We start from the raw sequence: 13348 nt of genomic DNA on the forward strand, positions 1-13348 counted from the left end.
AACGGCGTCGGCCGCCCCCGCGCAGGCACTCAGGGCGCGCCGGCCACGACGAACGTGCTCGATTCGTCGGCGTGGAGTTGGCGACTCGACGTCGGCGCGACGCGGACGGCGTCGCCGGGGGAAAGCGACACGTCGTCGCCGTCGATGGTGATGCTGCCCGCGCCGTCGACGAGGTAGTACACTTCCTCGTGGGCGCCGTCGGCGTGGTCGTGTTCCATACCGCTCCAGTCGGCGTCGACGTCGACGACCGTGAACCCGAGGTTCTCGCAGTCGAGTTCGTCCCGGAGGAAGTACATTCTGGGGGCTTTCTCCTCGCCGTCTTCGTAGCTCGCTTTCGTGTATGACATACAGAGAGTGTTCGGCCGAGAGACACGTGAAAGTGAGGGCCGTGGTGAGCCCAGCCGACAGTATGGACAACTGCCGGGTCCCACCCGTTTAGGGCATTGTGGTGTCGCTCTGGCCGATAACACGCACGTCTGGCTCGTCTTCGACGCGCCGCGGGTCGGCACCGTCGACGACTTCAGGCCTACGTCGTCGACGACGACAAGGAGTAGCGAGAGCAGTCACGGAGCGGTAGCGGTGCGGTGGCGGTCGCAGTAGCCGAGCAGTAGCGGTCGCGGCGCGGAGGCGGTCTTCCCGTGTCAGTACCGCGAGGCGAGCGGGCGCTCGCCTCGCGGCTTTTTCCCTCTAGGTTTTTGCGCGGTGGGTTCCCGCAGCGGCGCGAAGCGCCGCGAGGAAACCCACCGTGGAAAAAGGTAGATTAGAACGAATTCTTGATCTTCTCGAAGAAGCCCTCGTTGACGTCGATGTCCTCGCCGCCGGCCTCGGCGAAGGCTTCGAGTGCCTCTTTCTGCTCTTCGTTGAGTTCCTCGGGCGTCACGACCTGCACCTGCACGTAGAGGTCGCCGTGGCCCCGACCTCGGAGATGCGGCATCCCCTCGCCGCGGATCCGGAACTCCTCGCCGCTCTGGGTGCCGTCCGGAACGTCGAGGTCGGTCGTGCCGCCCACGGTCGGGACCTCGACCGTCCCGCCGAAGACGGCCTTCGGGAACGAGATCGGAAGGCGGTGATAGAGGTCGTCGCCTTCGCGCTCGAAGTCGTCGTGTTCGCGGACGGCGACGTCGATGAGCAGGTCGCCGTTCGGACCGCCGTTCTCGCCGGGCGCGCCCTCGCCTTCCATCCGGAGCGTCTGGCCGTCGCGGATGCCAGCCGGGATGTCGACCGAGAGCGTCGCCTCCTCGCGCGTGACGCCGTCGCCACCACAGGTCGAACAGGTCTCGCTGTAGGTTTCGCCCGAGCCCTCACAGCGCGGGCACGTCTGCGTCTGCTGCACGCGGCCCAGCGGCGTGTCGCGGACGGTCGTGGTCTGGCCGCGGCCGTTACACTCCGGACAGGTGTTCACCTCGGCATCCTCCGGGTGACCGCGCCCGTTACATTCCGAACAGGTCTCGGGGCGGGTGATCGTGAACTGCTTTTCGACGCCCTCGTAGACCTCCTCGAGGTCGAGCGTGACCTGCGTGCGGAGGTTCTGGCCCTGTCGCGGGCGGTTGCGCTGTCGGCCCTGCCCCTGACCGCGGCCGCCCCCGAAGAACTGGCTGAAGATGTCCTCGAAGGGGTTGCCTTGGCCGCCGCCGCCCATCCCGCCGAACGGATTGCCTTGGCCGCGACCGCCGGCCCCGCCCGCGCCGCCGCCGACGCCCCCGCGCTTTTCAGCCTGTTCGAAGCGCTCGTGACCCAGTTGGTCGTACATCTGGCGCTTCTCGTCGTCGGTGAGGACCTCTTTGGCCTTCTTGACCTTCTTGAACTTCTCCTCGGCGTCCGGCTCCTCGGAGACGTCGGGGTGATACTCTGCGGCCTTCTTCCGGTAGGCCTGCGTGATCTCGTCCTCGGTGGCGTCCCGGGAGACACCGAGTACGTCGTAGAAGTCCTCGCTCATTCGTTGTCGAATCCGTAGTTGGTTGAACTACTTCAACGGAACGGGTCGCAGAGAGGACGCCGTGGCCGAGCCATCCTGGTCGGACCACCACAGCAGGTCCTCGTGGCTGGGCTTTTGTACACCGCGGGTGAGAGGGCAGGTATGAAAGCCGTCCAACTGACCGGGCACGGCGACCGCGACGTCATCGAATACGACGAGTTGCCCGACCCAGAAGTCGGCCGCGACGAGGTGCTCGTCGACGTGAAAGCCGCCGCGCTGAACCACCTCGACATCTGGACGCGACGCGGACTCCCCGGGATCGATCTCTCCTTCCCGCACATTCCCGGGAGCGATATGGCCGGCGTCGTCGCGGAAGTCGGCACGGACGTGACGCGCTTCGAGCCGGGAGATCACGTCGCTCTCATCGCGGGCGTCGCCGGCGACGACGCCGAAGGCAGCGGCTCCGAGTTCCCGCGGCGGGACGATCCGACGCTCGCGCCCGACTTCCACATCATCGGTGAACACAGCCGCGGTGTCCACGCCGAGTACGCCGCGGTGCCGGCTGCGAATCTGGTTCCGGTTCCCGACCACGTCGACTGGGAGGTTGCCGGGTCGGCGTCCCTCGTTTTCCAGACCGCCTGGCGGATGCTGATCCACCGAGCCGAGCTCCGGGCGGGCGAACGCGTGCTGGTCCACGGTGCGTCCGGCGGCGTCGGCCACGCCGCGGTCCAGATCGCCGACTATGCCGGCTGTGAGGTGTTCGCGACCGCCTCCTCCGAGGAGAAACTCGAGTATGCGGCCGACTGCGGGGCGGACCACGGCATCAACTACGAGGAGTCGGACTTCGCCCGCGACGTCCACGACCTGACGGACGGCCGCGGCGTCGACGTCGTGGTCGATCATATCGGTGAGGCCACCTACGACGACTCGCTGAAGAGCCTCCGGAAAGGGGGCCGATTCGTCACCTGTGGGGCGACGACGGGGCCGAATCCGGACGCCGCGCTGAACCGGATCTTCTGGAACCAACTGGAGGTGATCGGCTCGACGATGGCGACGCCCGAACAGGCCGAGGAAGCGCTCGAACTCGTCTGGGAGGGTGTCCTCGAACCGCGGATCCGCGCGACCCTGCCGATGAGCGAGTCCGCGCGCGCTCACGAAATGATCGAGAACCGTGAGGGCTTTGGCAAAGTGGTCGTAATTCCGGACAGTGAGCTCTGACGACGAGGGATACGTCCATCGGCCGGGTGGCGAGGAGACGGCAGCCAGCGGAGCCTCGGCCGACACCGAGGCGGAGCCCGATGGCTTCGGGATGCGCGGTTGGGTGCTCGTCGGCGTCCTCGTCGTCTGCACGCTCGTCGTCCCCGGTATCATCTACATCCGCCCGGGAATCCTCTCTGCGATCGGCATTCCCTACATCGCTTCGTTGCTCGTGCTCCCGCTCGTTCCCGCGGCCGCGCTGGGTCTCACGGCAGTCTGGGCGATGACGGCCGCGACGAAAAACGAGTGAACGTCCGGCGAGTGACGCGGTTTTTCGACGATATCCACTGAATGCGCTTCGACTTGTAGGTTTCCAGAAAGACTTATCAGTATGTGTGTGTGAGAACATCTCGCACAGATGTTCGAAACGTTCTCCACGAGCTACTACCTGGGGCGACTGTACGTCGAGCCGTCAGATCGGGACGTCCCCGCGATCCAGCGGGCGGATCACGAGCGGGTAAACGAGCACCTCTACGGCGACGAGGGGCTCTTCCGCACCGACGCGCCGCTCGTGATGAAACTCGATCGTGGCCACATCCCAGTCCTCGGCGACGACGAGGTCCCCTCGGGAACGCTCGCCGTCCCCGAATCGGTCACTGACGCCGACCTCCCGGCCGAACGCGACGTGTTGCTGGCGCGACCCGACCGCGCGGCCGAACTCCTCCGGTACTCGGGCTATCGTTTCGGCGACGACGAAGCCGTGGCGTGAGGTCGGGCCGGTAGCGACCCCCCGACAGCGCTGATTTTTGGTCGTTGCTCCGGTGTGTCCCGCAGTCTGAACGAGAACTGGAGCGCCTGCCGACCTGAGCGATCGAGGGTCGTCTCCGAGAACCGACAGTATAAGTGGCCCGGGGTCGCGCGTCGTGGTATGCTCGACGAGTTGCTCGGCCGCGCAGAGCTCAAAGCCCGGATCGAGGAACTAGAGGAGGAAAAACGCCACCTCGAACGCCGCGCCGAGGCCGAAGAGGAGCGCCGATCGGAGGCCGCCCGGAAGCGACAGGAGGCCGAGGCGGAAGTCAACCGACTCGAAGACCGGATCGAAGGGCTCGAAGAGCGGGTCGAACGGCTCTCGGGCGACGAGACGGTCGACGTCGACTTCCGCGGTAGCGAGGCCCTCCGCGGCGAGCGCCGGGACGAGATCCTCTCGCGACTCGCGTCTTTCGAGACAGCCCCCGAAGGCGCACTGACCGCGATGGTCGACGAGGAGGTCCCCGAGGCCGTTTCGGACGCGCTCGGCGAGCGTGCGGCCCTGGTTCGTCGCGCCGCGCCCTGTCTCGTCTGCGTCGACGACGCCGGCCTCGTCGCTGCCGCGCTCGAACCGCCGACGCCGCCCGCGCCGTTCGCCGCGTGGGATTCCGAGTTCAGGCTCGATCGGTCGTGGTTCGCTCCCGCCGCACCGACGTGGGTCGCCCTCGTGCGCTCGGATCTGTTCGCGCTCGGGATCTACGACGGCGACGCCGTGACGCTCGTCGACGACATTGAGTCCGACGTGATGGGATCGCACTCGAAGGGCGGGTTCTCGCAAGCACGCTTCGAGCGACGGCGCGACCAGCAGGTCGACGACCATCTCGATCGGGCGCGCGAAGCTATCGAGACGCATCTTGATTCGGACGTGCGCGACGGTTCGATCGGGCTTCCAGACGATGCCGATCTGGTCGTACTCGGCGAACAGACGGTGCTGGGACAGTTCACCGACCTCGCCGACCGGACGGCTGCCGTCGACGCCAGTGGCGCCCCCGGCGAGGCGCTCCAGCGAGCGGTTCGAGAGTTCTGGACGGTCCGGCTGTCGCTGCTCTGATAGAGGTTGTCGCAAGTCCTCATATAGTAGCGTTTGCAACTGATTACACAGCCAATCGCACGACTGCGTGCGATTCGGTGCGTGAAGACTTGCAAACGCTACTATGGATTTCTCGCCGGACGGTACGGCGAGAATCTCCGAACAGTTACGATAATCTATGAAGAGTGGCCAAACCACGAGGATTAAAACCGCAGTCGGCCTCGATTCAGGTATGACCGCAGGCTCAGACAGCGACGACCCCGAACGGGTCGTCGTCCTCGCACACGAGAAGTTCCCCGAGCGGGCGAAGACGGCCACGGGCGTCCTCAAATACGCCGATTACGACGTCGTCGCCGTCCTCGACCGTGACCGCGCCGGAACGGTCACGACAGACCACCGGCGCGACCTGCCCGAGGTGCCGATCGTCTCCTCGATGGCTGACGCGCCCGAGGCGGACACGCTCCTGATCGGCATCTCCCCGATCGGTGGCGACTTCGACGACTCCTGGCGGCCCGACGTGCGTACCGCGATCGAACGAGGCTGTGACATCGTCGCCGGCCTCCACTACTTCCTCTCCGAAGACGAGGAGTTCGCCGACCTCGCCGCCGAGCACGACGTCGCCCTCCGCGACGTGCGCAAGCCGAAAGAGGACCTGACCGTCGCCGGCGGCCGGAGCGCCGACATCGACGCCGAGGTCGTGCTGACGGTCGGGACGGACTGCTCGGTCGGGAAGATGACGGTCGCGCTCGAACTCGTCGAGGCCGCCCGCGAGCGCGGCGTCGACGCCGGATTCATCCCGACGGGCCAGACGGGCATTATGATCGCCGGCTGGGGCAACCCCATCGACCGCGTCGTCTCGGACTTCACCGCGGGCGCCGTCGAGGAGATGCTGCTGGAAGTCGGCGACGACTACGACGTGCTGTTCGTCGAAGGCCAAGGAAGCATCGTCCACCCGGCGTACTCCGCGGTCACCTGCGGCATCCTGCACGGCTCGATGCCCGACTCGATGGTCCTCTGCCACTCGGCGGGTCGCGAGGCGATCCACGGGTACGAGTCGTTCTCGCTGCCCTCGCTCGACGAATACGTCGACCTCTACGAGAACCTCGCCGCACCCGTCCACGAGGGCGAGGTCGTCGCCGGCGCGCTGAACACCTCGGACATCGAAGACGACGCGGAGGCACAGGCCGCCGTCGACGCCTACGCCGAGGAGCTCGGTCAGCCGGCGACCGACGTCGTCCGGTTCGACGCCGACGCGGTCCTCGATGCGATCCTCGGAGCGGAGTGAGCGATGCTCTCGACGGTGTTCGAGCGCGTTACGCTCCCGCTCGCGGACGCGTTCACGATCTCGCGCGGCACCCAGACCACCGCGGAGAACGTCGTCGTCCGGATCACCGACGACGACGGGACCACGGGAGTCGGTGCCGCCGCACCCTCAGCCCACTACGGGGAGACGGCCGCAACCGTCGAGGCGGTCCTGCCCGACCTGCTCGCGGTCGTCGAGTCCGTCGACGACCCGCACGCGGTCGCGGCGATCGAACGGGAACTCCGCGGCGTCGTCGAGGACAACCCGGCGGCGCGTACGGCGGTCGACGTCGCGCTGCACGACCTCGCCGCGAAGCGCCTCGGCGTGCCGCTGTACCGGCAGTGGGGTCTCGACCCCGATCAGGCACCGAAAACGTCGTTCACGATCGGACTCGACGAGACCGACCGAATGCGCGAGAAGACGCGGGCCGCCGTGGACGACGGCTACGACGTGCTGAAAATAAAACTCGGTACCGACCGCGACGAGGAGATCGTCGCCGCCGTCCGCGAGGAAGCGCCCGAAGCGCGGATCCGCGTCGACGCGAACGAGGCGTGGACACCGCGTGAGGCGGTCCGGATGACCGACCGACTCGCCGCCTACGGCGTCGAGTTCGTCGAGCAGCCGGTTCCGGCGAGCGATCCCGAGGGTCTGCGGTTCGTCTACGAGCGTTCCGCGCTCCCGATCGCGGCCGACGAGTCCTGCGTGACGCTCCCGGACGTCCCGGCGGTCGCCGACCGAACGGACATCGTGAATCTGAAACTGATGAAGTGCGGCGGACTCCCGGAAGCGCGGCGGATGATCGCCGCCGCTCGCGCGCACGGGCTGGAGGTGATGCTCGGCTGTATGATCGAGACGAACGCCGCCATCGCGGCCGCCTGTCACCTCGCGCCGCTGCTCGACTACGCGGACCTCGACGGGGCGCTCCTCCTCGACGACGACGAGTACGCGGGCGTGCCGATCGACGGCAGCGAAATCCGTCTCGACGCGCTCGCGGATCGCGGGCTCACAGGGACGGGCGCACGACGGACTGAGTGAGCCGACTCCCGCCGAGCGAGCCGACGCCTCCGCAGGTTCTTATACCAATCCGACGCCAGCGGGCGTGTGAGATGACGTTCGTCCCGCGTCGGGCCGCGGTCGTTCGGCACGTCGGCGTGGGACCGGTTGTCGGTGCCGACTGTTCGCAAGCCCACAGCGACGCGTCGCGGTCGTGTCAGGCTGATCGCTGGACTCGACCCACCACAGTCGCGACTCTCGGCCGCTTCCGTTCCGCCGGACACACACGCTTAACCGCGCGCGACGAATAGTCGGACGTAGATGTCCCAGGTCACGCTCATCGGCGACCGGCTCGCGTCTCCGGGGACGGAGTTCGTCTACGAGGGCGAGTCGTCGGCGTGCGAGGGCTGTCCCTACCGACAGCAGTGTCTGAACCTCACCGAAGGCGTCCGCTACGAGGTGACGGACGTTCGCGAGAACGGACAACTCCTCGATTGCGCCGTCCACGATACCGGCGTTCGCGCCGTCGAAGTCGAGCCAGCCTCGATTACGGCCAACGTCGCCTCGAAGGGAGCCTACGCCGGCAGCAAGGTGACGCTCCCCGGCCCGTGCCCCCACACGGAGTGTCCGAGCCACGAGTACTGCGTACCGGACGGTGCGGACTTCGAGACGGAGTACCGGATCGACGAGGTCCGTGGTGACCCGCCCCACGAGTTCTGTTATCTCGACCGAGAGCTGACGCTCGTCGAACTCGCCCCGCCGGAATCGTAGTCGGAGCACTCGTCTCGCACCACCGTTCGACACCCGGTTGCTCCGGATATTCTCCTCACGCGAGCGTGCCTAGCCGATCGGCCGCGTAACCGAACACGTCCTCGTAGCCGTACGCCGAGAGGAGCACCGGGTAGAACTCGCTGTCTGCGCTGTAGGACTCTCCATCGGCGGCGGCGACGGGGTCACCCGGCGCGACGCGCTGGAAGTTGTCGACGAAGACTCGGTAGTCTTCGGCGGGGTCCTTCGGAATCTGATCGAGCAGGCGGAAGACCGTCACCTCGTCTTCCTCCCGCCGGTGTAGCGACAGCGGCGGTTCGACGTCGCCTTCGATCGGTGCGGGCAGCACACCCGTCGCCGACAGGAACGCGCGAACGAGCCAGTAGGCGTTCGTCGCAGCCTCCTCGGTTCCCTGTAGCCCGGTCTCGACCTCGATCGTGTGTGCGTGATCGATGAGCCGACCGCCCGCGAACGAGCCCGTCTCGACGAGGTACTCTATCGGGAGGTGCGGACAGATCGCCCGCGACACCGCGCCGACCTCGTCGACGAGTGCGAACGGCTCGGCGTACGACTGCGTCGAGTGCAGCGAGAGGACAGTCTTTCCCCGGAGTTCGCGCACGAGATCGTGCGCGAGTCGGCCTTCGTGCGTCGTCGCGTTCGGATCGCCCGGGAACGCCCGGTTGAGGTCCTCGTCGAGGTAGCGGACGTCGGCCGCAAGCGCCTCCTCGTTGGCGACGATGAGCTTTACCGGCCGCTCGACGTCCGGATCGGACGCGACGAAGCGTTCGATCGCCCGCTCCCCGCAGGGTTCGTCCCCGTGGACCGATCCGACGACGGCGACCTCGGGTGTCCCCTCCCCGAGTTCGTAGATTCGCATTGATTCTCGTCAAGTGACGGAGAGTCAAATCTCTTTGTTTGTGGGGACCGAAGCAGCGAACGTGACAGACCACACCCGCGACGACACAGTGGGGCCGCCGACGACCGGTACGCCGACCGGTTGGGATCCGACGCGGGCCGCGTCGAACGGGTGGGAGCACGGGACGCTTCGCCGGGCGACGATCCACGGGGTCCGACTCTACAACTCGGGGGCCTTCCACGAGTCGCACGACTGCTTCGAGGTGGAGTGGTACAACTACGGTTCGGGGACGACCGAAAGCGCGTTTCTCCACGGAATGGTCCAGGTCGCCGCCGGCGCGTACAAGCACTTTGATTTCGAGGACGACGACGGAATGCGCTCGCTGTTCCGCACCGCGCTGCAGTACCTCCGAGGTGTCCCCGACGACTACTACGGCGTCAACGTCCACGACGTCCGAGGGACGCTGGGCGACGCACTCGACGACCCGACAGTCCTGGAGGGGTGGCGGATCGAACTCGACGGTGAGCGTCCGGCGGCAGATAGACTGGACCGCGAGTACGCCGAGCGGCTAGAGTGAGCGGACGACGGCAGTCACGTGCTGTCTTCCACGTCGCTCGCCCGCGCCAACTCCTCGAAGGCCGCCCACGAGGGATCGACGTCGGGATGTGAAATCTCCGCACCGTCGACCGCGACGCCCGTCCCCGATTCGACCGTTCCAGCGACGCCGACCGGCGTTCCCTCTGACTCCAGCGCGCCGACGACGTCCGCAGTGCGATCGGGATGGACCGTCAGCACGAGCGTCCCGCCGGTGGTCGCCTTCCACGGATCGATCCCGAGCGCGTCGGCGGTCTCGCGGACGCCCGGCAAAAGGGGGATCTCGTCCGTGGAGAGATCGAATCGGACGCCAGCACCGTCTGCGACCTCGACGAACGCGCCGAAGAGTCCGCACTCGGTCGCGTCGTGCATCGCGTTGACGCCGCCTACCGCGGCCGCCGTCATCGCGTCGCGGACGCAGGACGCGTCGTCGAGGCGGGACTGCGCGGCCGCCAGCGTCGCCGCGTCGAGGTCGAACTGCTCGGGGAACAGCGACGTGAGGAGCCCCGTGGCCTCCACGCCGGGACCCTTCGTCACGAGCACGTCGTCGCCGACGCGTGCGCCGTCCGGGCGGATCAGGTCGTCGTGATCGCCGACGCCGAGCGCCGTCGCGCCGCCGACCCACGGAAACGAACAGCCGCTGTAGCGGGCGGTGTGGCCGGTGACGATCGAGACGCCGAGGTCCGCGGCCTCTCGGTGCATCGACTCCCACAGCGTCGCGAACGACTCGTCGTCGAAATCGGGCGGGAGCGTGAACGAGATGGCGAGATGAGAGGGAGCGAGTCCGGAGACGGCGACGTCAGCGAGGACGAAATCGAGCGCGAACCGCCCGGCGCGCTCGAATCCGAGGCCCGGAAGGACGGAGACGGGATCGGTCGCGATAGCGACGGCCGTACCGTCGAGATCTAGCACGCCGAAGTCGACGCCGTGCGTCGGGCCGAGCGCCACGTCGTCGCGGTCGGCGCCGAGACGCGGGAAGACGTACTCGTCGAAGAACGAGCGATCGACTTTGCCGAGATCCGCCATATTCGACGGTCTCTCCGGGGCGATTTGAACGTGGCGCTGTCGCCCGATCGTCAGCGGGGACCAGTCGCTCACGACGTTGTTTCGACAGTCGGCCGCAGGGGGTCGTCCCCCCGACCGACCGGCTCACGAAGGGACGCGAGCGCGAATCCAACGGAGCTCATCCCGCCGGCGCGACGACCTCGCGTCACCTGACCTTTTCCCGGGTCCGTATAAGTATCTCGCTAAGTGTACTCTTAAGATATATATAGTCCGAGGGGCGGCGATGGAGCCAACTGCGACACCGAAGTGATCGCCGGGTGGAACCGGAGATCGGAGTTAGGGGGCCGTGCGAAACTGCCGCGTGAGTTCGGCCAGCACCCGATCCGGCTCTTCGTGGTGCAGCCAGTGCGTTGCGTCACTCGCTCGCCGGAGCCGCGTTTCGAGCGCGGTCACTGGTCGGGGTCGACCGAGATCTGGTCGACGAGCGCCTCTTCGACGGAGTCACGCTCCCACTCCCGCGGTGTACTGCCGCCGGCTTCGGCGCGGATCTTCTCTTCGAGGAGGTTCACTGCAACCGTGTTCGCTCCCTCCGGGACGATGAGGTCGGCGTGCCGCTTCGTGGGCTCGACGAACTGTTCGTGCATCGGCTTGACCGTCGAGAGGTACTGATCGATGACGCCCTCCAGATCGCGCCCGCGGTCGATCACGTCGCGTTGGATACGGCGAAGGATTCGGACGTCGGCGTCGGTCTCGACGTACAAGCGGAGATCGAGCATCTCGTTGATCTCCTCGTCGTAGAGCGCGAAGATCCCCTCGACGATGATGACGTCCGTCGGTTCGACCGTCTCGGGATCGTCGGTCCGGTTGTGGGTCTCGAAGTCGTAGGTCGGCATCTCGATGGGCTGTCCTTCCAGGAGCGTCGATACCTGCTCGCGGATCAGTTCCCACTCGAACGCCGACGGGTGGTCGTAGTTGACGTCCTCACGCTCCTCGAAGTCGAGGTGGCTCAGATCCTCGTAGTAGTTGTCCAGCGGGATCCGCGTGACGTCGTCGCCGACGTTCTCGGTGATGAGGCGCGCGACGGTCGTCTTCCCCGCGCCGGTGCCGCCCGCGATCCCGATGACGAACGAGGGGATGGTCATCTCTTGATGGGCGGGTCCCCGAGCGCTTGAGCGTGGCGATTTGGAGGTCTGCTGGTGCGTCTTTGGGACAAGTGAACAAATCCGACCGGACGAGATTGGACAATCACTGACACGCCTCCCTAAAACATCAGGAGTCGATCAGTACGACCCCACGCTCGTCCTGGCCGGGAATAGCAGACACCGGGTACGGGCGGATCTCACCACGTGAATTATTGTCATTGTATAGTGCATATACCCGAACGCACAGTATTGTAACGGATACATTTATACGGAGGAGTCCCCTTCCGAGGGATATGGCACGTGATATCGTACGGCGCGACTTTATGAAGCGCGTCGGTGCGGCTGGTGCAATCGGTGCAACTGGACTCGCAGGCTGTATTGGAAGCCCCGGAGATGGCGGCGGCGACGGTGGGGGTACCGAAAGCGGAGACGGTGGCGGCGAAACCACAACGACCGGCGGCGGTGGCGGCGGCAGCGGCGGCCCGGAAGGCCTCGTCGTCATCGGGTACCCCGAAAGTGGGATTCAGCTGTTCCGTGACTACTACAGCCAATCTGACGGCAGCGAGGAGATTCTCGTTCCCGACGGCCTCCGCGACGGTGCGATGCCGGGCCAGGTCGGGAACGAGATGGCGAACGTCACCGGGACGGCCCCGGCCGCTGGCGGGCCGAACCAGGAGGCGTTCAACACGCTGTTCCAGGACGAGTACGGCTCCTCGCCCGGCGTGTTCACCTCGCAGACGTACGACTCCGTCGCGATTCAGCTCCTCGCGAACGCCGCTGCCGGCGCGAACGACGGAACCGCGATCCGCGATCAGATGCGCCGGATCGCGAACCCGGACGGGATGACCGTCACGCCCGAGAACCTCGTCGAGGGCGTCGAGGCGGCCGCAAACGGCGAAGACGTAAACTATCAGGGCGCGTCGTCGGCGACGAACTTCAACGAAGACGGCGACCCGGCGTCCGCAGCCTACTCCATCTGGGAGTTCGCCGACGGCGGGACGAGCCAGGTCGAAGTCCAGAACTTCGAGGGCGAGAACCCAGACGGCGCCGGTCCTTCCGCCGACAGCGGACCGGGCGGCAGCGACCGCGAGATGTCCGTCGGAATCTTGCTCCCCGAGACCGGTGACCTCGCCTCCGTCGGACAGCCGATGATCCAGGCGGCACAGATCCCCGTGAAGCAGATCAACGAGGCCAACCCCGCCGGTCTGTCGGTCAACGCGCAGATCGAGGACACCCAGACGTCACCGAGCGCCGGTACCTCGGCCGCCGAGACGCTCGCGAGCGCCGGCGTGCCGAGCGTCTGCGGGTCGGCGTCCTCGGGCGTCAACGTCCCCGTCTCACAGCAGGTGTTCATCCCGAACGAGATCGTCGGCTGTTCGCCGTCGTCCACCGCGCTGTCGGTGTCGAACCTCGACGACGACGACTACATCTTCCGGACGGCGCCCTCGGACTTCCTGCAGGGCCGCGTGATGGCGCAGGTGATGTCCGAACGGCTCGGCGTCAGTTCCGTCTCGACGCTGTACGTCAACAACGACTACGGTCAGCAGCTCTCGGACCGCTTCAGCAACGTCTTCACCGAGCAGTTCGGCGGCGAGGTCTACCACAAGGTCGCCTTCAACAAAGGCGAGTCCTCGTACTCCTCCGTCATCGAGACGGCGCTGTCGGGACCGGACAGCTAGAGCGGCCCGTTCGATCGATTCCGAATTTTTTCGACGGCGACAATCGAGTAGCGCCGCGA

General features: G+C 66.7%; 14 protein-coding genes. 9 read left to right on the forward strand and 5 right to left on the reverse strand.

Annotation, left to right across the window (positions count from 1 at the left end; genetic code table 11):
* Positions 1-29: 29 nt before the first annotated feature.
* Together NO362_RS11180 and dnaJ are read right to left on the reverse strand one after the other, a co-directional pair.
* Positions 30-347 carry a cupin domain-containing protein gene (locus tag NO362_RS11180; RefSeq protein WP_256545314.1) on the reverse strand — a complete coding sequence of 106 codons (318 nt, stop codon included), beginning with the start codon at positions 345-347 and terminating at the stop codon, positions 30-32.
* Positions 348-760: 413 nt separating this feature from the next.
* On the reverse strand, positions 761-1936 hold the full coding sequence (gene dnaJ / locus NO362_RS11185) for a molecular chaperone DnaJ (protein ID WP_256289555.1): 1176 nt from the start codon (positions 1934-1936) through the stop codon (positions 761-763).
* Positions 1937-2077: 141 nt separating this feature from the next.
* Here dnaJ and NO362_RS11190 point away from each other — a divergent pair, with 141 nt between their 5' ends.
* The 7 genes from NO362_RS11190 (at position 2078) to NO362_RS11220 (ending at position 8016) form a co-directional block, all read left to right on the forward strand.
* Positions 2078-3133, forward strand: coding sequence for a zinc-binding dehydrogenase (locus NO362_RS11190; protein ID WP_256545316.1), 1056 nt, complete (start codon positions 2078-2080; stop codon positions 3131-3133).
* Complete coding sequence (locus tag NO362_RS11195; protein ID WP_256289557.1) at positions 3123-3422, forward strand: DUF7977 family protein; 300 nt, start codon at positions 3123-3125, stop codon at positions 3420-3422. Before NO362_RS11190 ends, NO362_RS11195 begins: the two co-directional genes overlap by 11 nt.
* Before the next feature lie 108 nt (positions 3423-3530).
* The gene (locus NO362_RS11200; RefSeq protein ID WP_121569268.1) at positions 3531-3881 is read left to right on the forward strand and encodes a DUF5802 family protein; all 351 of its coding nucleotides are present in this window, start codon (positions 3531-3533) and stop codon (positions 3879-3881) included.
* Between the two features lie 159 nt (positions 3882-4040).
* Positions 4041-4970, forward strand: a complete 930-nt coding sequence (locus NO362_RS11205) for a Vms1/Ankzf1 family peptidyl-tRNA hydrolase (RefSeq protein WP_256545317.1) — start codon at positions 4041-4043, stop codon at positions 4968-4970.
* Positions 4971-5181: 211 nt separating this feature from the next.
* Positions 5182-6234 (forward strand): N-acetyltransferase DgcN family protein, encoded by a 1053-nt coding sequence (locus NO362_RS11210; protein ID WP_256545318.1) that lies wholly within the window; start codon positions 5182-5184, stop codon positions 6232-6234.
* A 3-nt stretch (positions 6235-6237) separates the two neighbouring features.
* A complete protein-coding gene (locus NO362_RS11215; RefSeq protein WP_256545319.1) occupies positions 6238-7287 on the forward strand; it encodes a dipeptide epimerase in 1050 nt (349 codons plus the stop codon).
* A gap of 279 nt (positions 7288-7566) precedes the next feature.
* Positions 7567-8016, forward strand: a complete 450-nt coding sequence (locus tag NO362_RS11220) for a UPF0179 family protein (RefSeq protein WP_256289561.1) — start codon at positions 7567-7569, stop codon at positions 8014-8016.
* A 55-nt stretch (positions 8017-8071) separates the two neighbouring features.
* Here NO362_RS11220 and NO362_RS11225 read toward each other — a convergent pair whose 3' ends face one another.
* Positions 8072-8890 carry a M14 family metallopeptidase gene (locus tag NO362_RS11225; RefSeq protein ID WP_256545320.1) on the reverse strand — a complete coding sequence of 273 codons (819 nt, stop codon included), beginning with the start codon at positions 8888-8890 and terminating at the stop codon, positions 8072-8074.
* A 61-nt stretch (positions 8891-8951) separates the two neighbouring features.
* Here NO362_RS11225 and NO362_RS11230 point away from each other — a divergent pair, with 61 nt between their 5' ends.
* Positions 8952-9446: a DUF309 domain-containing protein gene (locus NO362_RS11230; RefSeq protein WP_256289563.1), complete on the forward strand. Its 495-nt coding sequence runs from the start codon at positions 8952-8954 to the stop codon at positions 9444-9446.
* Positions 9447-9460: 14 nt separating this feature from the next.
* Here NO362_RS11230 and NO362_RS11235 read toward each other — a convergent pair whose 3' ends face one another.
* Entirely contained in the window at positions 9461-10489 is a 1029-nt protein-coding gene (locus NO362_RS11235; RefSeq protein ID WP_256545321.1) for an AIR synthase family protein, read from the reverse strand.
* A gap of 428 nt (positions 10490-10917) precedes the next feature.
* Positions 10918-11610, reverse strand: a complete 693-nt coding sequence (udk, locus tag NO362_RS11240) for a uridine kinase (protein WP_256545322.1) — start codon at positions 11608-11610, stop codon at positions 10918-10920.
* A 293-nt stretch (positions 11611-11903) separates the two neighbouring features.
* On the opposite strand from udk, the gene NO362_RS11245 reads away from it, so the two are divergent.
* Complete coding sequence (locus NO362_RS11245) at positions 11904-13289, forward strand: ABC transporter substrate-binding protein (RefSeq protein ID WP_256545323.1); 1386 nt, start codon at positions 11904-11906, stop codon at positions 13287-13289.
* Positions 13290-13348 lie beyond the last annotated feature (59 nt).

Origin of the sequence: Halobellus inordinatus (genome assembly GCF_024498335.1) — an archaeon.
Taxonomy (GTDB): domain Archaea; phylum Halobacteriota; class Halobacteria; order Halobacteriales; family Haloferacaceae; genus Haloquadratum; species Haloquadratum inordinatus.